This is a genomic window from Agrobacterium tumefaciens, assembly GCF_013318015.2.
Taxonomy (GTDB): Bacteria; Pseudomonadota; Alphaproteobacteria; order Rhizobiales; family Rhizobiaceae; genus Agrobacterium; species Agrobacterium tumefaciens.
This window is the reverse complement of record NZ_CP115846.1, coordinates 124,398-147,916: the sequence shown is the minus strand read 5'-3', so window position 1 is coordinate 147,916 and position 23,519 is coordinate 124,398. Positions and strand designations below refer to the sequence as shown.

At 47.3% G+C, this 23,519-nt stretch carries 14 protein-coding genes and 3 pseudogenes; 10 read left to right on the top strand and 7 right to left on the bottom strand.

Going from position 1 to position 23,519, the window contains the following annotated elements; genetic code table 11:
* Positions 1 to 319 precede the first annotated feature (319 nt).
* Complete coding sequence (locus tag G6L97_RS27870; protein WP_174004734.1) at positions 320 to 1,513, top strand: SIS domain-containing protein; 1,194 nt, start codon at positions 320 to 322, stop codon at positions 1,511 to 1,513.
* Positions 1,514 to 2,442: 929 nt separating this feature from the next.
* Positions 2,443 to 3,054: a RolB family protein gene (locus G6L97_RS27865; protein WP_174004732.1), complete on the top strand. Its 612-nt coding sequence runs from the start codon at positions 2,443 to 2,445 to the stop codon at positions 3,052 to 3,054.
* A gap of 483 nt (positions 3,055 to 3,537) precedes the next feature.
* Here the strand turns inward: G6L97_RS27865 and G6L97_RS27860 are convergent, their stop codons facing one another.
* The 3 genes from G6L97_RS27860 to G6L97_RS27850 all read right to left on the bottom strand — a co-directional run bounded on the left by G6L97_RS27860 (position 3,538) and on the right by G6L97_RS27850 (position 8,232).
* A complete protein-coding gene (locus G6L97_RS27860) occupies positions 3,538 to 4,098 on the bottom strand; it encodes a RolB family protein (protein ID WP_010891459.1) in 561 nt (186 codons plus the stop codon).
* 514 nt (positions 4,099 to 4,612) lie between these two features.
* On the bottom strand, positions 4,613 to 5,335 hold the full coding sequence (gene ipt, locus G6L97_RS27855; protein WP_010891460.1) for an adenylate dimethylallyltransferase Ipt: 723 nt from the start codon (positions 5,333 to 5,335) through the stop codon (positions 4,613 to 4,615).
* 695 nt (positions 5,336 to 6,030) lie between these two features.
* Positions 6,031 to 8,232, bottom strand: coding sequence for an FAD-dependent oxidoreductase (locus tag G6L97_RS27850; protein ID WP_236773750.1), 2,202 nt, complete (start codon positions 8,230 to 8,232; stop codon positions 6,031 to 6,033).
* Between the two features lie 405 nt (positions 8,233 to 8,637).
* Here G6L97_RS27850 and iaaH point away from each other — a divergent pair, with 405 nt between their 5' ends.
* Entirely contained in the window at positions 8,638 to 10,041 is a 1,404-nt protein-coding gene (iaaH, locus tag G6L97_RS27845) for an indoleacetamide hydrolase (RefSeq protein ID WP_174004728.1), read from the top strand.
* A gap of 506 nt (positions 10,042 to 10,547) precedes the next feature.
* Here iaaH and G6L97_RS27840 read toward each other — a convergent pair.
* Positions 10,548 to 11,213, bottom strand: coding sequence for a RolB family protein (locus G6L97_RS27840; RefSeq protein WP_083212579.1), 666 nt, complete (start codon positions 11,211 to 11,213; stop codon positions 10,548 to 10,550).
* A 763-nt stretch (positions 11,214 to 11,976) separates the two neighbouring features.
* Between G6L97_RS27840 and G6L97_RS27835 the strand changes: the two genes are divergently transcribed.
* Positions 11,977 to 13,083 (top strand): glycerophosphodiester phosphodiesterase family protein, encoded by a 1,107-nt coding sequence (locus G6L97_RS27835; protein ID WP_010891464.1) that lies wholly within the window; start codon positions 11,977 to 11,979, stop codon positions 13,081 to 13,083.
* A 461-nt stretch (positions 13,084 to 13,544) separates the two neighbouring features.
* On the opposite strand, the gene G6L97_RS27830 is transcribed toward G6L97_RS27835, so the two are convergent.
* From G6L97_RS27830 to G6L97_RS27820, 3 genes are all read right to left on the bottom strand, one after another.
* The gene (locus G6L97_RS27830; protein WP_010891465.1) at positions 13,545 to 14,489 is read right to left on the bottom strand and encodes a RolB family protein; all 945 of its coding nucleotides are present in this window, start codon (positions 14,487 to 14,489) and stop codon (positions 13,545 to 13,547) included.
* Positions 14,490 to 14,967: 478 nt separating this feature from the next.
* A complete protein-coding gene (locus G6L97_RS27825; RefSeq protein ID WP_099086244.1) occupies positions 14,968 to 15,663 on the bottom strand; it encodes a RolB family protein in 696 nt (231 codons plus the stop codon).
* A 705-nt stretch (positions 15,664 to 16,368) separates the two neighbouring features.
* Positions 16,369 to 17,085 (bottom strand): RolB family protein, encoded by a 717-nt coding sequence (locus G6L97_RS27820; protein ID WP_045231701.1) that lies wholly within the window; start codon positions 17,083 to 17,085, stop codon positions 16,369 to 16,371.
* Positions 17,086 to 18,140: 1,055 nt separating this feature from the next.
* Here G6L97_RS27820 and G6L97_RS27815 point away from each other — a divergent pair.
* The 6 genes and pseudogenes from G6L97_RS27815 (at position 18,141) to tnpA (ending at position 23,478) form a co-directional block, all read left to right on the top strand.
* On the top strand, positions 18,141 to 19,718 hold the full coding sequence (locus tag G6L97_RS27815; RefSeq protein WP_174004726.1) for a C protein: 1,578 nt from the start codon (positions 18,141 to 18,143) through the stop codon (positions 19,716 to 19,718).
* 866 nt (positions 19,719 to 20,584) lie between these two features.
* Positions 20,585 to 20,893, top strand: a pseudogene (locus G6L97_RS27810) (phosphodiesterase); the annotation flags it as partial.
* Complete coding sequence (locus G6L97_RS27805; RefSeq protein WP_065698661.1) at positions 20,886 to 21,662, top strand: inositol monophosphatase family protein; 777 nt, start codon at positions 20,886 to 20,888, stop codon at positions 21,660 to 21,662. The pseudogene G6L97_RS27810 and the gene G6L97_RS27805, both read left to right, overlap by 8 nt.
* A gap of 203 nt (positions 21,663 to 21,865) precedes the next feature.
* Positions 21,866 to 22,392: pseudogene (locus G6L97_RS27800) on the top strand (NUDIX hydrolase).
* Positions 22,393 to 22,415: 23 nt separating this feature from the next.
* Positions 22,416 to 22,991: pseudogene (locus tag G6L97_RS27795) on the top strand (sugar phosphate isomerase/epimerase family protein); the annotation flags it as partial.
* Between the two features lie 79 nt (positions 22,992 to 23,070).
* Positions 23,071 to 23,478 (top strand): IS66-like element accessory protein TnpA, encoded by a 408-nt coding sequence (tnpA, locus tag G6L97_RS27790; protein WP_174004724.1) that lies wholly within the window; start codon positions 23,071 to 23,073, stop codon positions 23,476 to 23,478.
* Positions 23,479 to 23,519: the final 41 nt, after the last annotated feature.

Sequence of the window (23,519 nt, the reverse complement as noted above, 5' to 3'; positions counted from 1 at the left end):
TGAATATCGGTGTTTTGGTTTTTTCTTGTGGCCGTCTTTGTTTATATTGAGATTTTTCAAATCAGTGCGCAAGACATGACGTAAGTATCTGAGTCAGTTTTTATTTTCTATTTTGGTGGCTTATTTCGGCGCGTGGGACATGGCAACCGGGCCTGAATTTCGCCGGTATTCTGTTTCTATTCCAACTTTTTCTTGATCCGCAGCCATTAACGACTTTTGAATAGATACTCCGACACGCCAAGCCTCGCTAGTCAAAAGTGTACCAAACAACGCTTTACAGCAAGAACGGAATGCGCGTGACGCTCGCGGTGACGCCATTTTGCTCTTTCAGAAAAGGATAAATAGCCTTGCTTCCTATTATATCTTCCCTAATTACCAATACATTACACTAGCATCTGAATTTCATAACCAATCTCGATACACCAAATCGATGGACATGCTGTATGCACCCCTCTCAATCGGATCAGCCGAGATCGCTCAACAACTCGACCCTACAATCAGGCAGCTTGAAAATGTCGCAGACGCCGGGCGCCGTGTAGCCGCCACTGGACTGAGGCAGGTGTTCTTCGTATCTGCTGGTGCTGGGTTGGCAATCGGAAAAAGCTTGAATGCGTATACTGACGAGGTTGCGCAAAACCTCCGCTTCATTAGCTACGCCGCTTCGAGATTCGTGGAACTAATGAAAGCCAACCCATCAATCGCTGATGCTCCAGACACATTGATTGTCCTGTCTTCAAAGTCTGGGAAAACTCCAGAAACTGTAGAAGCAGCGAAGCGCCTGAAAAACAAACCTTGTAAAACAGTCGTCTTTACAAAGTCCCAAGACACTCCGCTCGCCTCATATGATCACAGTGCGTTTTTCAGCGGGGAAACAACCCAGGCTTTCCAGGCTACCTACATGCTAATGGCGTCATTTACTGGCGGTATTTTGGAAATCAAGGAAAGTTGGAGCTTTATGCCAGCCCTAACTTCATCCCTGAAAGCGCTACCGGTGGCATTATTCCATGCTGCAAGGAAGTCTGTGTTGGCTGGAGAGGCATTTGCTGAAGACTTCAAGAGTGATACCCCCCTTTATTTCATAGCCTCAGGATCTGGCCTACTCGTCCCGCACGCTTACGGGCTTTGCGTTCTGCAGGAAAGGTTCGGGTTCGACGTGCATGTTGTTAACGCCACTGACTTTTTCCACAGTGTCGTGGAGACAGTGCGTCCTGGTACGAAGGCGCGCTTTATTCTCACCGTCCCAGGAGATGGAAGCCAGGGTAGCATGCTGGATATAAAGACTTTTTTTGAAAAAGCCGCCAAAGACTATCCGGTAAGCTTTCACGTGCTTGATACCAAGGATTTCGACACTTCGGGCATAGACCCAGAAATCCTTAAAATCGTTGGCGCCCTCATTTGCGAAGCTTACCTGAAACCTTGGACTCCCATATTGGCAAAGGCAACCAAACAAACAATGAATGATCCGCTCCTGCATATGGGGCGGTTCAAGTATTACAACTGCCATTTGGGCTGAGTTGAAGACATGCTCCTGTCAGAAATTCCGTGATCTTACTCAATATTCAGTAATCACGACCCATGTCCTAAATGTGTGTGGCTTTATCTGTGTTTGTGTTGTTTCAGCAATTTATGTAACGTTTCCTTTTCTTATGAATTTTCAAATAAATTATCGATAGTACTATGAATATTTCATATCGTGGATCGTCTCAATCACAATGATGCGTAGTGACCCGATAAATAATTTAAGCGTCCTTAATACCAATCCTAAAATAATTGAAACAAATAAAATTTTTTTGTAATTTTTATGATAGCAAATGGATTCTCCAGCAAGCCTGCAACAAAATATTGTGTATTTCTAAATAGATTTGGAGATTAAAATCTCAAGAAAGCAAAATTTCATTTAACAACACAGCAATTTAGTACATAAATCAAAATTATGCTTAACCATATCCATAATATTAAACAGAATTACATTTTTCAACAAAATGTTTTGGGATAATATCTCCTTTCGCTAATCTAGCACTGGAAGCAATTAAAGTAGGCCCACACAGAACGCTTTGCAACACTGACAACGCTAGCGGTTGGTCGGAGCTCAGGCCGCGGAGGAAAGGCCGCTCCAAACGCGACAACTTCAGATAACCGACTTGCTGCCCCGAGAATTATGCAGCAGTTTTTCGGTGCATGCGAGCCCACAAATGAGGTGCAGGTCACACACCTTGCCAAGTGACGACAAATCGTTAGGCGGGCCTAGGGCGACTTTTGCGACAGCGTGCCGGGGCTCAGCAGCTTAAAATTCAAAAGCGCTAATCAATGCTATCAATCTGTCGTGTTTTCACACGGCATCAAACGGTCACCAATGACGTCAATGGGCTTCCCAGGTCAATATAAGAACCAACGGCTCAGACTTACCAGCGGCAGGTATTTTGTAGTACATCCAAAACTGCGATGACGGTAGCTAATTGGCAGGTTCGAGATTTGACGCTTATCCTGCGCACCGGCGAGATGCAGAGTCGCTTGGATCAGGCGAGAACGGATTTCGGAGCTTTACTTCCCGAAACTCTATACTTTCAGCCTTCCGCGATTAGACTTGGTGAGTTTGATGATGAGTACATCCTCACTCGACAAGAGCTGGTCTATGTTTACCTTCGTGAAGATATTGCACGCCAATGCGCCTTGCGTCGACGCCTACCGTCCAACTCCTCTAACTCCGGAATAATGGCAACTGCAATACCGCCGTGGTTGATGGATGCACGCAGGCTGAATCAAGTCATGCAGGAAAGGTGCGATCAAGGTGGCCTCGTCAACTACTATCAAGGCCCGCATACAAATCAGTTCTTTTTAGCGATCATGCCAAGCAACTGCTTTGTTCGGTTCGGGACCGACGTAATCAACAATGAAAACTACGGCTTTTATGCCCGGGGAGGAAATTACACTGAGGAAGGAGAAGATGACGACGATGAAGACGAGACTGGCGGAGCGGAAACAAGAGATTCTCAGACAGGAAACCTTATCAATTATCCGATCATTGCTTTAGGGTCATGCCATCTTTCGGCATAATTCCCGTCGACGACTCCTAATAAAGTCGGCTAATCTATGAGAGTGTGCTTTGGATCTTTGTTATTCTTCATGTTTCCAATGTCATCTAGTAACGAAATAAATACGTTATATTCGTCTAAAAGCAGGGAATTTTTTCGGAAAACATCACCACCCATCATGGGTGTTTCTTGCAGTTTTCGAATCTAGCCTGGTAACAATCTAACGGGCGTCTATTTCTAACCATACCGTGAGATTGTGATTTAAATTAATTCAATGAACAACTTAACATCATTACTCTTAAATAAGAATATAATTATCTCTAAGTTTTACCGGGTTCGATTGAATATGACAAGAACTACAAGTTCAATACTATTTGCCTTATTCCTTTAATACTTAATACAACGAGGTTCTCAGACACACCTTGACATAATAATAGATTTTATAAGCACCTCTATGATGCAACTACTAGAATGACATAGACTTCGAAACCCGGCGCCATTAAAACTAGACAGCACCATCTGACTCCACGTCATCAAGAGCAGCCTCAGGGAGGAAAGCTGAACAGCCCACAGCGATCAAGTGATAATCCAACGGTTGGCTGGCGTCTGGCATTCTCCTTTTCCAAATGTCCTTGCTTTGACCAAAAGTGTTCCGGACGGCTCCTACGTGCTTGAACTCGTTGCTGGCCTGAATTGTTAGAAAGTACGAGGATGAGTGTTCATTTCTGCTGTAGTTGATCCGACCACCGTCTCCGCTGAAGGCTTGCAGTTGCTCCCTCACCTGCCGGAATGTATAACTGTCAGAATAGGGCTCCAACGTCGTGGCAATCAATCCATCAGGAGCATTTGAAACTAGAACCATGCTTTGCCGGCATATCCGATAATTCTCTTCATCGAGATAGACGTACAGAAATTCCCCGCTAGGATCGATGATGTCGCCAGACTTAGTGTGCAGATCGGTTTGGAACTTTTTTCGATAAGCTTTTGAAAGCTCCGAGAGTTCATCCTGCAGTTGATCATCTTTGCCATGAGAAAGGCATGGTACAAGCCAACCTTGCCGAGTCATGCTCTTTCGATCCTGCGTTTTTAAGAAAAGAAACAGCTGAGCTTGGCTGCAATGGTAACAATTAGTGTCAAACTAAATATTAATAGGCAAACTGAAGACACTCCCCGCAAATTTCGCAGTTTTTGTCGCTTTCACGAATATCCGTGACTTTTTGCGCGAATAATGGAAATGATTCCCGGTGTATAAACAACGTATAAGAACTTATTTATAATGTTAAAAAAGGTGTATTTACTCTTATTCGTTCGATGACGAAAATGGAAGAACATTCATAAAACTTATGTTCTAAATGAACACTTAAATAGGTTATTTTACAATCATATCTATATCCAGACATCGTAATTTTAAGACGCAGTCTAGTATTTCCAAAGGAATTAAGAAGCTGTTCGCCAGCATAAATTTTGAAAACAGGATGATGTCTGAAGCACTTGCCGCCCTGCCACAACAAGACAAAGCTAAAAACAATTGCGAACATCTTATTCAAATGAAGACAGGTGTGACGCGGAGCTGGTGCAAACTAATACATTCCGAATGGATGACCTTCGAATCCGTCGTAAGCGGCTGCGTTAACTCGAGGGAATTTCTGTTCTTGTCGGCGTGCATGGATGAGATACTCCTGAGCGATCCCATGAATCAACTTATCCTCCATATCTGCGTCAAGCTGCAATAGCATATCGGATGTGATCTGGTTCTGGCTAGCAAACAACATGGCATATCGATATCCATCGATCTCTTTCAGTATGGGCCTCAGCCGAGGCTCTTTCCAAAGATCAACCAACTCTTGGATAATAGAAAGGCCTGCAGCGGGGCGTAACATCTGCTTAACTCTGGCCTTGGCCACGTTCATGAAGGTCTCCTCGTCTGCTAACTCGTGGCGAATAATATGCCAACGAAAATCCGCACTCCAATAACTGCTTTGCGCCATGCACTTGAGCAACGAGATAGATCCTCCCTCAAGAATAAGCCCGCCGTGGGCCTCATAATTATACACCTCCCCCATCAGCCTTTCATGAGCTTGCTTGGCTGCGATGATACCCTTCACCAGAGGCCGATCATCAAGGTATAGACGGCTCGTTCCTTTCAGTTCTTCCACTGTTGGTCGTCCGCTTCCGGTTGACAGCTGAGGACAACATTGGACCCGATCGAGCGAAAGGACTGGAAGCCCAGTCTGCTGGGCAAGAGCTACCGCGGTCGACGTCTTTCCTGTGCAAGTTGGACCGAAAATTAGACGCAGATCCATAAGTTTTTTGCGGTATCTTGAATACAAATTGATTTTTGGATTAGAGAAGTGTACTACCAGAGGCGGTTATATTGCCTCCTCGAGATTCCTTATTGAAGAGCAACTGGCTTTACCGTCTCCCCAAAGGGCAATTTGTTTTCAGCAAAGTGTGGGGCATGGCTGTCTCCTTGAAAGCAATTTGTCACTAACGAGGGCACCCTTAAGTCAAATAAGGCTGACTAAATCAGCAATACAGAGGCAGCTATTCATGCCACTCGGGGACGTTTTTCCGCGCTTTACTGCCATTTGTCTGCGCTGATTACACCATTGCTGGCGACAGAGTGAGATCTTTTGTAATATTTGATTAGGTGAGACGTCAAAATAAGGGCGACTATTTCACAATTGACGTAAATTTCCCTCTAGTTAGGCACATATGATAGCAATTCTTTAACAACGGCGTCTATTATTTACTTCTTGCAGTCGTTGTCATTGTAACAGAATCAAAGATATGGTTGAAATAACAGTGCCATTTCAATAAATGCGACAGTTAATATTTTAATTATACATCATCATATTATGGCACGCTTCAACATCATGAAAGATCAATACAATAACATACATTTTTTATTTTACGCCATTACCTTCGTTGTTGAAAATCAAGATTGCATTAATATGCAATTTATAAAACGTGCAATACTTGTAACAGGATCCGTAGATTAATTTCTATTGCGGTAGTTATATCTCTTCCAAGAGTGTTCGAGAGGATTGTCCTTTGCCAAAATACCTCCACAATTGTGGATAATTGCACAGACGGCGTTACACGCGGTCTGAATAGCGCCCTCCACCCATCCACCGGTGAAGGAACAACTGCAACCCGCCAAGTAAACTCCGGTATCATTAGTCATGTCCAGCGCTTGAAAGAAAAGTTCTTCAGAATAAAAATCCTCGCCACGCCGGTTGAGTTTGAAAGCTCCCCCGGCATTCTCGTCTGTAAGCCAATCATGTTGAACAACATTTTGGTCGTAATCAGCGCAGGCGGGAACTAGATGCTGGGCAAACTCCGGGAAAGATCTCGAAATTGCGTCCCGCAGCAGACAGAATCGCTCTTTTTTGTCGGGAACCGCCAACAGCTTGTGGGAGTCGTCCTCCCATGTATAACTGATGAGCACCAGACCTTTACCATTCGGATCCTGCGGCTCATAGTCCAGGCAGTACACTGCTTTTGCGATCCCGTCCATGAGGACACAGGACGGGAGGATATGGTCTAACCAAAATTTTCGTTCAGTCAGCAGGAAGAGTTTTGACGAGCCTGTCATATGGCTGTTATCAACCGCTTGGTTCACTGGTGCACGAAAAATGGTGGTATCGCATGTCAGACAATGCCTGAGTTGGATATTTGCGAGTCCAGATGTAACCACCACCTTATCATAAAGTTCAGATATCCCGCTCTTAAGCCTTATCTTTATTTTTGTCTTTTCCTTCTCAATCGCCCTGACTTGAACATGGCGTATACGCTGGCTTACAGACACACCGTTAACCACTTGAGTGGCTATTCGACGTGGAAGTTCTGAGATTCCTTCAGAGCACATCCGCTGATTTTCTTCATATCCGTTTATGACCAAGCGAAGGATCTCAATAAACCCGCTTTCAAAAACTGGACCAAACCCGCCAGATCCTATTCCCATTAGCTTGAATAGGTCCCAATCATGAGGGAAACTCCATGTTTCACCACCAGGAGGATGCGTGCCCAGAAAGATCCTCTCTATCGCTGAAGAGAAGGACTCCCTCCCGAAACGGTTCAGCCAAGTTTGCCAGGAGTCATGAGCCCGCCTAATGTCTCCTGATTTCAAGGCTTGAGTAATAGCAACAGGCGAAGCCAACACAATATCTCCCTCATGGAAACCGTCCTTCAAGAACGCACGCCAACCGCTGTAAACGCGATGGAACAGCTTCGGTGGCTGCTGCCCGGCTTTCCACATGTATCGGAGGCCTTGGTAGACCAAGTTAGTGTCGACTGTGCCGGGATTTGGGAACGGCCTCATCGAAGACAGGCCGTACCGCTCGAGGAAGAAAAACAAGCACGATGCAGCAGGAGGAAATCGCATCGCCCCCATTTCGGCCACCACGCTGGGAGCGTCCTTGAAAGCATGTGACCAAAGCTTGCCTCCAACCCGATCACTTGCTTCATATATTGTAACATCGTCTACAGCAGCATGAAGCAGTTCGCTTGCCACCACGAGTCCGGAAATGCCAGCGCCAATGATCGCCACTTTTGGCTTAGGAACATCTTCCGGAAAGAAGCCGATCCGTCCACTATCGGAACATTGGTCAAAAAACGATCTGTAGTCATAGAGCAAGTCAATTGTTGGAAAGGAACCTGCCGAAGCCTTCAGCATCAGGTTTCGACCATAAGCTACCATGTCAAATGGTACGGCCTCTTCAAGGGTCAGGGTAAACCCGGTAACGCGTTTCGTCGTGCCTTTCTCGTACGGCGGCATTTGCAGGGTTCGGGAGCGGGCAGTCTTAGAGATTGAGATGGCCACGAAATGACTAAGATCGCTGGATGCACATCTTTTACCGCTCAGCAAAAACAGGGTTTGGAGAAGTTGTGCTTCGGAGAAATCCATACAAAATGGTGTAAGGTCGATGGCAACGAGACCACTCACTCTTGCTCGCGCCCAAGGTTCCGATTCAAGTATCCGCCCCAGAATTTCCTTGCCAACATAGATGTAAGCGGAGAGGGCTGCTACCTTCTCACCAGCTGAGATCTCGGGAAAGCGACCGTCGGCCAGCCTTTTGCAAGCTAACCCAGCGCTGCACTCGCCGGAGATTTGAGTAATCCTCCTTCCCCTAGAAGCTTCACGTTCTGAGAAGGCATCGGAAACCCTGCGGTCCAATTCATCAGCCTTATCGACCATTATCAGATCCACCATTTTGGTAGAGAAATGATCGCACTGGTTATCAAGGAGAGCTGAAGCTGACATTGCTAGAAAAGATTGGTCTTTGTGTAGATAACTAACGACATCAACCGTTTCTATTTAAGTTGCAAATCGGGGAACATACTGTTCATTGACATCCCAATGGAAAGCGACAATTTGGGCATTTTTTAATACAATATTCACGCAGGTCCACCTCGCCGCTCAATCAAGTTGAATATTGATTGATACAATACTGTTTCCGTTTGAAAAAGCGACCTTAGTGCCTCCAATGATTAGTATCATACGCCTTGATTGCGGAATTCCCTCCAATAATCGCGCAATTTGGGTCAAAGCGCGGTATATTTATTTAATCTGAAATGGCCCTGAAATCCCCAAACCAGAAAAATGGTGCCCATTACCTCGTTAGCACAAACCCTAGAACGCCTGAGACGGAAAGACTACTCCTGCTTAGAACTAGTAGAAACTCTGATAGCGCGTTGCCAAGCTGCAAAACCATTAAATGCCCTTCTGGCTACAGACTGGGATGGCTTGCGGCGAAGCGCCAAAAAAATTGATCGTCATGGAAACGCCGGATTAGGTCTTTGCGGCATTCCACTCTGTTTTAAGGCGAACATCGCGACCGGCATATTTCCTACAAGCGCTGCTACTCCGGCGCTGATAAACCACTTGCCAAAGATACCATCCCGCGTCGCAGAAAGACTTTTTTCAGCTGGAGCACTGCCGGGTGCCTCGGGAAACATGCATGAGTTATCGTTTGGAATTACGAGCAACAACTATGCCACCGGTGCGGTGCGGAACCCGTGGAATCCAAGTCTGATACCAGGAGGCTCAAGCGGTGGTGTGGCTGCTGCGGTGGCAAGCCGATTGATGTTAGGCGGCATAGGCACCGATACCGGTGCATCTGTTCGCCTACCCGCAGCCCTGTGTGGCGTAGTAGGATTTCGACCGACGCTTGCTCGATATCCAAGAGATCGGATAATACCGGTCAGCCCCACCCGGGACACCGCCGGAATCATAGCGCAGTGCGTAGCCGATGTTATAATCCTCGATCAGGTGATTTCCGGACGGTCGGCGAAAATTTCACCCATGCCGCTGAAGGGGCTTCGGATCGGCCTCCCCACTACCTACTTTTACGATGACCTTGATGCTGATGTGGCCTTCGCAGCTGAAACGACGATTCGCTTGCTAGCCAACAGAGGCGTAACCTTTGTTGAAGCCGACATCCCCCACCTAGAGGAACTGAACAGTGGGGCAAGTTTGCCAATTGCGCTTTACGAATTTCCACACGCTCTAAAAAAGTATCTCGACGATTTTGTGGGAACAGTTTCTTTTTCTGACGTTATCAAAGGAATTCGTAGCCCCGATGTAGCGAACATTGTCAGTGCGCAAATTGATGGGCAACAAATTTCCAACGATGAATATGAACTGGCGCGTCAATCCTTCAGGCCAAGGCTCCAGGCCACTTATCGGAATTACTTCAGACTCTATCAGTTAGATGCAATCCTTTTCCCAACTGCACCCTTAGCGGCCAAAGCCATAGGTCAGGAGTCGTCAGTCATCCACAATGGCTCAATGATGAACACTTTCAAGATCTACGTGCGAAATGTGGACCCAAGCAGCAACGCAGGCCTACCTGGGTTGAGCCTTCCTGCCTGCCTTACACCTGATCGCTTGCCTGTTGGAATGGAAATTGACGGATTAGCGGGGTCAGACCACCGTCTGTTAGCAATCGGGGCAGCATTAGAAAAAGCCATAAATTTTCCTTCCTTTCCCGATGCTTTTAATTAGCTGTATGCCACGCCACTTATTGTCTAATAAATCTGCACTTCAGTTAGCATTATCTGAATGTGATAGAAATTTCTTCAGACAGGCTTGTCGTTCCCGAAATCAAAACAGCTACTTGATATATATATTCTACAGTTATTGCGTCTCCACGGAACAGAATACGCATTATCTTTTGACTCAATAGTGAATTAGATTCCCAAATAAAATTAAAGTAGAGAATTTCGTAGGCTGCACCTACAATTTGTTTTGAGCGCCAGAACGGCTCAAAGATTAGACAGGGGCCCCAAGCCAAAAATATTAACCATATATATCTTTAGCAAATAATTTATCACTCATAAAGCACGCAACAATACAACATAGAATTCATAGTACATATGGGAAATACGCTGATTATCTTAATGCTGGCTACAGCATTTTATTATCATTACATAGGATCGATACATTTCGTTACAATCGGACACTGTTGCTTCATCCCCGCTGACACACCTCTGCGCATTAGACCAAGCGCTTCAACAAGAAGGTGGGAGCCATTGACCACCACACCTTGGGTTCTTTTTCAGCCCGTTATCATGAAAGAGGGCTTTGCCGACCGCGATTATTTCAACACAGAAAGGATCAACCCGGGATGGCGCTAAGAAGCTATCGCAGCCGATCTTCATATGCGAGAAACTTGGATTTTGAAGCGAAGTAGGAAGGAAAGCAATATAAGCATCCAAATCATGTGTTTCATTGCTTGTATTCTGACAGACGTTGTTGTGCCACGACCTCATAGTTTCTTTTGTTATTCCTTCCGCATAGGGTGGAACGGTGGAGATGACTACGCCTTCGTCGGAAACGCCGTCATAAAATCGCTTGTGTGCGTACTTTCGCATTGCTTGAAACGAACAATAAACGTACATTAGTGAATCATTGAGTATAATATACAGGGGTATACCTGCTGGGCCTGGCAAGCAAGCAACTTCGCAAAAGCGCTTGACCACTTCATCTATAGCTGGATCAATGGGAACATCAGTATTAATGATGGAATTCATCCAGGAACGTTGAGCAGGTATGAGATCCTCTTGTGCAAAGCTGCGATAAGCAATCTCTGTGTGACGTAGGACGAGTTTAAGTTCACGCCGATCTTGTATATTCGAGCTGTCGATAATGTTGAATATCGGTCGACTGTGATACATATCGAACTAGTTACTTATTTTTGAATGTAAATTTCAGTCACAGTCAATAATTAAACGCGCTTCAGTGCCCCTTATATTGGGCGACTCTATAGCATCAATCACGGGATTGGTTTGAAATTAATTGAGTCGAATCTCAACACCGAAGTATTTCGTCCTTTTACCCTATTAAACTATTTATCTTGATGGAGGATTTTTCAAAAATGGGGCCTGCCTTTCGCTGAAAACACCGACAAAGGTGTGATGTTAGGTCGAAAATTTGAAGATTTGCGCAACTAATCGGATAGTGGCCGACAAATTGACGCCGAAAATAACAATGACTGATTATCCGTGGAGTGATTCCAGCTAAGTTATGCCCCACAATAAAATATTAGCTAAAACTGTCAGCATTTGTGCATTATTTAAGTACTCCATTTGGCAATATCTATATACTCCACGACAAATTTTGCTTGTCACTTTTAGATCGAAATCGCTGCAATTCCCGCCGTGCACCTGGCAATTCGCTTTAGCTCGCAAATGGCTGTGAATGTAAGAGTACTTTATATTTTACTCACCATGTCGTGTCGTAACCTCCCGTTTTTTTGCGCAGGTCCTTTGTCAACGTAAGCCACTCAAGGTGGAAGGAACCGTTTGGCCGGCTTGGACACTCCATTGGGATCTACCAGAAAACGTTACTCCCCCCGAGGTTCTCGCACGCCATTCTGTCCCAAGGCTTCTAGAGCGGCTCGAGGAAGACCTGCCCTTACAGGTCATTGAGCACAGAGGAATGTTCAATTTAGGGAAACGAATTCAAGAATGCACCGCGAGCTCATTGTTGGCCGCGCTCGGGCAAGGAGGACGCAATCTGAGCGAGTTGGACGTCTGTTTAACTTCAGATAATGTAGCTATCGTTTCTCATGATCTTAACACTTGGCGAGTGTCTGAAAAGTTGGGAGATAAGCTTTTCAATGAAATTCACTCATCAAAAATCAAGGATGTACCTGTTATTATTCGAGAGGTATCAAATGGGATAATACAAGACAAGTATCTTGAAACCATTGATCATATTCCTTTGTTAACTGAAATATTCAGCAAGGTATTTTTGGCTAATCCAGATGCCACCATTTTCCTAGACGGTAGGAACTACGAGGCTCACGTGATTGTGGCTTGGCTTAGCCACCGGCCGGAATACCATCAAAGAGTTGTTGTACTTTTCTATACATTTGAATACCCACACGGCGGTGCCTTCGTTGATGCAGTTTTAAATGCCCAGCCCGCATCTGCTTGGAGGAAATCAATCGCCCTGATGCCCGCTCTTTTTCCTGAAGAACTGTGCCGACTGGCCCGTCTGCGTCAAGTTACTGAACCCACAGTCGATGATTTGTATTTGGCAGGCAAAGCCTGGTTTGATTCCATGCTAATGCAAGACATGAGGATCGTGGCGGCACATGTTGTTTTCTCCGGGGTGACCAGAAATTTGCTGGGCCAAGTTGTCGATAAAGATGTCTTGTTGGCTTTCGATTCAGATCAAGCCGCAGTGAGACTCGCGTATTACCTCAAGGAGGATACGATGATTAGAGCTAAACGCCCTCACCTGAAGTTTGCTGCGGTCACTAGATGCTATGACTTCGCAGCCCTCCTGGATTCCGGCGAGCGGGGTGAGTTCTCCATCGACATTAAAACAGGCAGGGCCCGACGTCATGAGACAGACGAGCGGAAACACATACGTTGGAGAAAAGGAACACCAGGAAATTCGGCAACAATTGCGGACTGGGTAATCTCAGATCGACCTGAAGATGAAATGGCTATCTGGGAATGGCGAAATCAAGGAATCGATCGTGAAGTTTCTCATCTAAGTCCACACTTGGATCTTAATATAGAAACGTCAAAATAAAAGTCTCGTAATTGAAACAATATGTTTATTAATTTCGATATATCAATGTGTTCACGCGTATTCTAAATTGCAGTGGCATAATTGGAGACCAGGTTTCTATTTTTGCGGCACGCCGCACTCGGTGACCCTTGGCCACGTCCATTTGTCTTTACGATTTTTTCAAAAATGCGATAATTTCGGGAAATCACTTCAAACTTAGTCGCTCGGATTCTCGATATTCAATAATTGAACTGCGAAATTATCGGGTTTGTGTTCGACAAATAATACCTATTAAATACCTATCTGATTACCTGTAGCATACAACCATGTTCTATCAATATAGCATGATCGCTATTTTAAAATTTTTATTGATGGCCATATCAGCCAATAAAACATTTGTTTCAACAACATCACAAGGACCGCACTCGAACATAGATAATTATTTAAGCGAAAGCACAACCAGACAGCAAATTAATACAGATTCAGCGATTAAAGTAGAAATGCTTTGAAACAGATCGGAGCTTCTTGAAGAAGCGCTTCCAAGGTCTATGACGTTCATTCGGCACTCGATTTCCCGAAAGCAAGGGTTTGCAAGGATGATCTTGCGTCGGGGTCAGATTTGGAGGCCGCACGGGGTACACGGCGTCGGCTCCTAAAGCCGCTTCGGCCCAATTATCAGTTGTCTCCGCCGTTGGAACGTTGCGTGACAATTCGACACTGGCCCGAACATGATTCAAACGAGAACTCTCCCCGACGCTTTTCCAGTCCCAGGACGAGCCATCAGCTAGTATTTCGCTGAACAACGCTCTACCGAACGCGATGATGTGGCAAGGGAGTTCCAACCCTCCTTCTCGTAGAAAGAATTGGACATTTTCGCCACCCAGGTAAAACCGCGGCCCTCGCCGGAAAGCCGTGGTGGGAAGGAAGGCCACAAAATGACTCAAGTCTTCTTCGCCGGTTCCAGCTTCGACGCGATTTCCATCGCGTAAACGCTTGAACAAACATCGCACCATTTCGATTGTAACTCCGGTTCGGTAAGGAGCTAACGTGCATGCGAGAAGGTTCGCCCTTCCGAATTGGCAAAGATCCTTAGACTGCACATGACTCAGCATAGCTTCCCGGGAACAATAAACATAGATTGGCGCCGCGTCTTTACAGATCACCTCCTGCTCTGCGATGGACTGAAGCGTCGGCGGACGAGGAAATGGGAGACGAAGATATAACGCGGAAATTTCGTTTTTTAGCGCGCTCTCTGCCAATCGTCCCCGCCAGTATTTCGTCCAAATCTCCTGATAAATCAGGAGATTATCGCGGATATAGATATGATATAGGATGCATGCACTGGTCAAAAATAGATGCATTTCCATTCTGTCATTAATAGATTCAAGACTAAGCGGAGCGAAGCCTGGACGTGGTGGAACCATCATATCTATTTGCAAAAATGGTCTTCACCTCATCCGCTCAAAAGGCTTTAAATAGACCCTGCATCCAATTACACAGTTCGTCACACACAAGATAACTTTCGCTTACGACTATTTCCCGCTATTCATTGACTTTGTGTGGCATCAAAACGTATATGTCGTTATATGTATGGTATTTTTTTAAAACTATAGGTATCCGAGGCAATTGCCTGGGGATAAGAACTTTGAACAGCATGTTTACTATTTTACGACATATCGCACTGTTCTGTATGAATATTTGTTTCAAAAACACAAACAAACGAGATAATTTATTTCGCTTAGAAAGATGCTACAGTGCTTGAAAACAGAACGTAGTACATAGTGGCAATAGCCCACGATCTGCTGCCGACGTGCAACAGCAGATTATCATAACTTAAAAGATATTTCACAATAAACCGGTAAACGGCGATGCGGACCTTCTGGCTTCATTCCAACGCTTAGTTTCTTACAGGCAGGTGTTTGTCTTTCCGGTGAAGCAACAACGCAGAATTCCAAGACCAGAAGGCCTTTTTTTGGCAGCGGGATAGGCCAAACCAACCGCTACGACTTCAAAATGAAAGCGGGATCCTGGGAGCAGCGCAAAGAACTTATGAACATAACGATCATTGTGAACCTCATAAACGCTATATGGCAATTTCAGAAACGACTTGCTCGGGAGAAAGGCGACATAGGCTTCCAAAGCATCCGGAAGGAGGCAAGACCCTGGGGATATCAGGTTATGCCCATAGCGGACCTTCTCACGCGTCACGCCTGCATCGAAGGGTGACATGGAGCACACGACCGAGCCGATCTCTGAATGAAAAGACACAATACGTTCTTTTGCATATTCCTCAAGCTTCCTGCGAGGACAGTAAATGTAGAGCGGATTATCATTCACGGCGATTGTGTCCAACGGCCCCAACCTCGGTCCGTGCAAGCATGCACACCTGCTGAACCATGTCAGGATTCCGGTCACAGCATCACCCGGATCGTCGTAGAGTACGAGTGACTTGACCCAATTTTTTTGGGCATCAGCCAAGGTTTGTTCCACAAAATTGCGATAAACCACGACTGCTCCGATCAGCACGAGCTTGGCCTCTTCGCGGTTCCGGATCCGCAGCAGGCTAATCACCCTGAAAACAGGACGCTGATATACCATCATTAAGCTTTATGAGGGGTGTAGCATCCGGAGCTCTTTGGAGCCCCAGAGATTGAATCTTGCTTTATAGCTGAAAAACGCATGTGCAGGGAACTTGATCATGGTAATTTTACGGCTTTATACTGTTGAAATGCCTTCTGGAAACAGCATTCCTGTCTGTTAAACTACAAACAGGACCCGTTACTTAACTATTGGATGAGCGTAGGGCCGTTTTTTCGATAATTGACATGTGAATGACATAAAGCAGGTTTCGAGCTTATCGAGGTGATCCTTATCGCCACATTGTCAAAAAGCATCCACCATAGTCCTATAATTGCTGACAGACACGTAGCGTGCCTCCCTGGCTCATCGCAAAATTGAGGCTTGTGCCTTCGCTTGGCTCGTGACGAAGCCAGCTTTCGATGCCCGAAAACGATGGCCCACATTGTCTCACGAATCATTACGATTCTGTCAAAAAAATACGCTGTTTCACCAGGATGAATTTTCAATTTGTGTAAAATCTGTTCAATAAATAATACTTCCTCAAAGATGTTTCAGAAAAGCATCAAGGACTTATTTTTATTAAATTATTTTTATCACATTCTTATCCTTGCATGAAACATGCATCCATATCATTACATGTCTCATCGGGAGATACACAGTGGCACTAGCATGGTTATATTGATCCCATACACTAGGGTTGTTTTCTATCCATGAATAGAAAACAGATTAAGTGCTGATAAGGTTCTGTAGTTCATCGAAGCTGAGATTTGGCAAACCAAATTCCTCGTCCGACTGGGAGAACAGCGTCTTCCCCACTGCGACGATGTCGTATGGGATTATGTCGTTCTCTTCTCTACTGAAAACGACAAAATGCTCCTCCGCGCCACCACGGGTGGTGATTTTGGACATGCTGATCGTGAATTTCTTACTGGGCAAAATGGCCACGAAGCAGCTTACGGCATGCGGCATGCTATAGGCGCCTGGCAAGATACTGTTGAGTACGTTCTTGAGCTCCTCTGCTGGAATATCCGTTCGGTATGGTGGGAGTGATGAAGCCAGCACAAATTTGCGATAGCACCGCAATAGGGTTTTTCCTTCGACGTATTGCGATAATAAATTCAGGGAGGTGTAGATGTAGATTGGTGAGTCATGTTGGCAAATTCTATCTGGCTGGACGGCGCCAGGAATGCTGCAACACGGCGTGAAGACACAGCTTTTGATTGCGCGCAGAGTCTCTTCGTCTAGGCCGGATTCGGACAGGACTCGGACAACCCAAGATTGCTGGAAGGGGAGAATCTTTCGAGTGAGGAAATCCCTATAATTTGCGACCGCCGCGCATAGGCTCTGCTGAAGTTCTTCCAGGGAGGTGTTTGCGAACAAATCAATTGTCGGAAAGACGGGGCGATCATCCCCTGAGGGTATCATATTTTGATTGTAAGACATTAGTGAGGTGTGCATGGCCGAAGGCTAGTGGCCCTCTATTATAACACTCACCTGCCCAGTGATTGTCAAACATCGCAATAAAGAAAGTTTAGGTTACTATTTCGCTCGTGCCGCACTTGTCAAAGTGGGAAGTGAGCATATCAACATTTTCAAACGCTTGTTCCCAGAACACCGACGAATTCATTTGACCGTCACCAGAGCTTTGATGCTACTCAGATATTTGGGCACCGCGATGGGACCCGTGAAACAGCCTGGGTCCACTTTTGAATTGCGTTGCTCCTGAACATCATACCAACTGCCACGATAAGGACTTGTTTTTCACACTTTCGTGTAAATCAATAGTCAGCAATCGAACCTGCCGACAAATTTGAAAATCTCTCAACAAGTCTCGCAATGAGGTGAAACTGCTGTGTTCGAAACACGGAAGCAACCATGTTTCGGTTGGGTTGGAGAGGTTTATCTTAGCGACTCTCTTTCAAGAACGCGTCCCATGCCATACAGCCAGTCATTCAGGCAACGTCGCGCAGTTTGTCATTTCGCCCTACAATCACAGCGGCGCTAGAGGAAGCGACAGATTTTCGAATGATAGCTGGCTTTCCGAGAGTCGAGTTAAACTGTTGATGTGGGTTCTGCGTGCCAGATTGAATATTTCAATTTCATTGATACAGTTAAATATTCCGCGTATATGCCTCCCCTTTCCTTTAACGTTATGAACGTGCTGTTATACCATTCCAAATGGAAAAATACAAATTCGCTGAAATACCAACAATTGAAATTCATTGAATCGCACTTGGCTCTATAATATTACACGATCCGTCGTACAGATTAAGTCATTGGCATCATTATTAGGCGAACGGCACATTTTCTTTCCGAATAGAAAACTCGTTTTCCTTTAAAAAAACAACTGACTATCGTCTAGTCGACGCCGCTGCTTTGACTTATAGGCCAAAACAGGACCGAGACCCACGCGGTGCATTTTTATTCGGTGGATTCGAGCACAATTAATAAAGGAGCTTTTGCATTCCCTGGATGCCTCAAGCTGTGCCAAGTTATCAATGGAGAACCAGAACACTCCGGTTGAGGCGATAGAAAGAAAGCTCAAAAGCAGCTGGCTTCACTCCCTCCATGTCAGAAAAATCCTCCCTTCACCCTTCTTGGGAGGACCTTACTCTTACATCACTGAGGAAACCGATGTCGGCCAAGAAGCAGACTGCATTCGAGGCCATTCCGTCACTCTACTGCCAGAAGATGAAGGCATGGTATCACATCATATGCAGCAGATCTTTTGTTCAACGCACCAGCCAGCGGCCCATGACCATGTAGATGCGTTTGCTTTAAGAGCAGCACCGGAACCGGCCGTCATTCCTGATGAAGATATTGCCGACAAATCTTATCGTCCATTCGCCAGTTCGGAGAACAGCTTGACGGATATCCTCATGCGCATGCCCCTATCCACGCGAAACGCTTGGGCCACTCAAGCGCGCAAGGAAAGAGACGACGCCTTTCGAGTTATTCTTGAACTCCCCAGCCTGCCCAAAGAAGTTAAAAAGTACCTGCGTCGAAGCGCGCAATCCATTCAAACGCAAGAAATGAGGTGGCAACTAAAATGCCACCTACCCCTTTCGGAGAGGGGTCTGTTCTGGCTTTGGTTGGTCATAATGCAGTTGGCGGTTGTCCTGCCCGACATAGTATCTGCCTCACTTGGAGCGGAAGTTGCCGTCTTGCGCTCTGGGCCTATTACTCTGCAAACACAGCTTATGGTGCTTGCGATTTTTGATTATCCTTGGGCGGACACGAGGCTCGCCGCTCACCTGGCTTGCGAAGTCTTCCTCGGAGGATTGCCAGTTTTAATTTTTGGCTTATTCGCCATTGCTATGCCCCAACATGAGGGAACCACATTTCACACCGCCAAAGATGTAGCATGGAAGGCGTCACTATGCATTCTGTGGCAAATGCTGATGCAGAACAGGAAGAACATCCGGGATTTATTAAAATACTCTTTCTTGCGGATGAAAAGGATTTCTACAGCTCAGAGTTCCGATTTCACTTCTGAATACACAAGATTGAGGAATTCCAGCGCCATCATCTATTCCTGGCTCGACACCTTTGAGGTGAGTAACCGTCTCCGTATTCAGATCGGTTACCACAAACAAGACCATGAAGATGCCCTGAGGGTTCTCCGGTGGGTCGGCCATATTGCCGACGATAAAGACCGCAATCCTCGGGGAGGCAAAGCAGGCATACTAGTAGCAATCCTGACGATGGCTGGCCTGATATGCCTCTCTACGTTTCCAACCGATGCCTATTCAGGCCTTATTGCGGCGGCCAATCTTGTGCCGTTAGCTGCGCGGGCCGCTGTTGACGTTATGGATAATTCGCAAAGCTCGCACGATCTGTTGCGCCTTTTCACCGCAACCGCCGGCGTAAGTTTTCCAAGCACTTTATTCGTGCTGGGCAATTCGAGTTACTGGCTTCTGACGAAAAAAACTTTTCTTGCTGGGTTCGCCAACATTCATTTCTGGATAGCCTTCGTACTGATCTTTTTCCTGAGCCTTTTTCCCAAACTTTGGGGGAGACTATTCATGCACGTTGGCTCGAGACTCCTCAATGATCGTTCAGAGCCGACGTTATAGAGCAAGATGGAAAATCTGTACCGTGATATTATTATAGAATCCTGTATATCAGACATAGGAAGCAATTTATGTTATCTATCTATTCTCTGTAATATTGAATTACTTATATAAGTTTCATATTTTATAATAGTCTATATATCTTGGTATATAAATGTATTTATAACTTTAAATAACTCGTAAAATAATTATAACTGTAATGACTCCGCGCAATATTTACACATAGACACACACATCATCTCATTGATGCTTGGTAATAATTGTCATTAGATTGTTTTTATGCATAGATGCACTCGAAATCAGCCAATTTTAGACAAGTATCAAACGGATGTGAATTCAGTACATTAAAAACGTCCGCAATGTGTTATTAAGTTGTCTAAGCGTCAATTTGTTTACACCACAATATATCCTGCCACCAGCCAGCCAACAGCTCCCCGACCGGCAGCTCGGCACAAAATCACCACTCGATACAGGCAGCCCATCAGTCCGGGACGGCGTCAGCGGGAGAGCCGTTGTAAGGCGGCAGACTTTGCTCATGTTACCGATGCTATTCGGAAGAACGGCAACCAAGCTGCCGGGTTTGAAACACGGATGATCTCGCGGAGGGTAGCATGTTGATTGTAACGATGACAGAGCGTTGCTGCCTGTGATCAAATATCATCTCCCTCGCAGAGATCCGAATTATCAGCCTTCTTATTCATTTCTCGCTTAACCGTGACAGGCTGTCGATCTTGAGAACTATGCCGACATAATAGGAAATCGCTGGATAAAGCCGCTGAGGAAGCTGAGTGGCGCTATTTCTTTAGAAGTGAACGGTTGACGATATCAACTCCCCTATCCATTGCTCACCGAATGGTACAGGTCGGGGACCCGAAGTTCCGACTGTCGGCCTGATGCATTCCCGGCTGATCGACCCTGCCGCTATTGCCCGCCAGGCCGACCTCGATGCGATGAACATCGAGATATACCACTTCGCCAGCGGCGAGGCGCGCCAGCTTCGAGACAAGGGCTTCGCGGCATTCTGCTACCTGCCAGCCGGACATCATGAAAAGCTGATGCAGTACGGCATCAATGTCGAAGCTCAGGTTATCCAGGGAACCCGCGACGGGGAGCTCGACCAGTTTCTCGGAGATGATGTCGCACAGGTTGCAAGGCTGAAAGAAGAAGCAAATGGCTGATCAGAATATGCCAAAGTCTGCCGAGCAGGATACCGCTGCCATTGTCGAGAAGATCGCCCGCAAAGCCGGCGAGCGTGCCCTCGATCACTTTCGTTCCCTGTCGAGCCTTCCCGTCGAGACAAAGGGACACCTCGACCTCGTTACCGAGGCCGACAAGGACGTTGAGGCATTCCTGATTGGCAGCTTGCGGGAGGCGTTCCCCGATGATGGCATCATGGGTGAAGAAAGTGGCGAGATTCCTGGCGCCTCCGGGCGCGTGTGGGTCATCGATCCGATCGACGGAACATTCAACTTCGTCCGCGGCGGCCAGAATTGGGCGATCTCGATTGGTCTGTACGAGAACCGTCGTCCGTCATTCGGCGTGATTTATGCACCTGTTCGAGATCTGATTCTGGTCGGCGGCAAGACCGTTCCAACACGGTTGAACGGTCAACCGATCAAGCCGCTGCCAGCGCTTGATATGTCGCGTGCCTCGACCGGTTTCAGCCGCTTTATTTCGGATGATCTGAAGATCAGCTTCCGGTTCTGCGGCGCCGCGACCTTGTCGATGATCGAAGTGGCGATGGGCGAGACCGACGGCTACGTGTCGCTCGGGGATTTGACCTGGGATGTGATGGCGGCACTGCCGATACTCGGCCATCTCGGCATCTCCAATACGATCGACTGGGACAGGATCGATCTCTCGTCGAAGCTCCGTTTTGCGTGCGGAAGCGAGGAATTCCTCAGCAAGGTGCGCCCACTGATCGAAAAGGTCTCAGCGGCCGCGTAGTCGAAGCCCCGGCGCTTTGATTGAACACTTCTTCGCAATCGTGGCGCAGCGCCTTTACAGGCCGCGGCGCCGCTCAAAAGCCGGATGCGGTTCTTGTTTCGAAGGAATCCTGCATCGGAAAGGAATATTCAGTTCGTTGAACGCGTCGGCACCCGCGCCAGGGATGACCGCTACGCTTTCTCAATTCGAGGGTGGATCACGCCATGCCCGGTGAACCTGCAGGACAAACAGCTTTAGCACGACTGGCAATGGTAGCTGACAAGCTCTGGACCGGCGAAATCAGGACCCAGTACGCCGCTATTTGCTATCGGCGAACCGATGACAGTTCAGGCCCAATCGAGGTTCTCCTTATTACCAGCCGGGGTACCGGGCGCTGGGTATACCCAAAGGTTGGCCAATGGCGAAAAAGAAGCCGCATGAGGTCGCAAGCCAGGAAGCCTGGGAGGAGGCTGGTGTCCGGGGACGCGTCCGAAAAAAGGCTTGGGGTCATTACACCTACGTGAAGAGGCTTGGTGACGGCGAGTTCATTCCGGCAATGGTCCAGGTCCATCTTCTCGATGTCCAGCGGATGGAAGACGACTTTCCGGAACGCCATCAACGCGAGCTTCAATGGTTCAGTCCCCGTCTGGCGGCATCGGCGGTCGGCGAGCCGGAGCTACGCGGCCTCTTTGCGAGGCTCGAAGAACGAGAAATCCAACGGGCCGCCGCCGTCGCCTCCAAAGCGGATTAAGCGCCTCAGAACTGGAAATCATTATGAACAATATTATCGCAACGGGCTTCAATACGGCATCGACGGACGGCGAGCTTGACAGCCTCGAGAGAGAGCTGCGCCGCCTTGAGGCAATCGGCGTCGACACGGTCGAACTCGCCCTTTCCAGCCTCGATCTGATCGCAGGTGGCCGCATCGTCAAAGAGCGTGCCGATCGGCTCAGAACCCTTCTTGAGACGTTTTCCTTCCGCTATACCGTGCACGGCCTCGTGTCCTCGAACTTCATGGACCCGGCAACGCGCCGGCACCAGGTCGATGCTGCAAAGGCACGGGTCGAGATTTGCGACAGCATCGACGCCCGCGTTCTCGTCCAGCACGCGGGCTTTCTGCGCGCCGATCAGATCGCTCAACGCGCCGGCGCTGACGAGCGTCAATGCGAAGCGCTGCTCGAATCGGGCGAGCATGCCAAAGCGTACGGTATTCGCATCGCCTTTGAGAATATTTTCACAACGGAGCCGGGCCAGTATCGTCAGACTCCGGCCGAAGTTGCCGCAACGGTGAAAGCCGTCAATCATCCGGATGTCGTAGCCCTGATCGACTTCAGCCACGCCTACCTGGAATGTAAGCCCACGGTGAAGGCCGTCTTGCGATGACGGCCTGCTGACTGCCAGTCCTAGTGGTAACACTAGGAGTAGTCATATGGCGAAGCATCCAATTGAGGTGATCACGTCTGTGGAGCGCCGTCGGCGTTGGTCACGCGAAGATAAAGAGCGGCTCGTCGCTGCGTGCTTTGAGCCAGACGCGGTCATCTCCGAGATTGCCCGCGCGGCCGGCATCCATGTCAGCCAGTTGTTCCGTTGGCGCAAAGAGCTTTGTCGGATCGAGGAGCCAAGATCTGACACTGCGGCTTTGGTGCCGGTAATCGTGTCCGAGGCCGCTTCGACAGTCTCCCCCGCTCAGCCGGAACCACCCACCAAATTCCTTCCTCGTCGGAAGCGCAGTGATGTAACAATCGAACTAGGTCGGGGTCGGCGTGTCCGCGTGGAAAGCGACATCGACACGGACGCGCTTGGCCGGATTCTCGATTGCGTATTGGGTCTGCGATGATCCCGGTTCCGAGTGGTGTGAAGGTCTGGCTGGCCACGGGC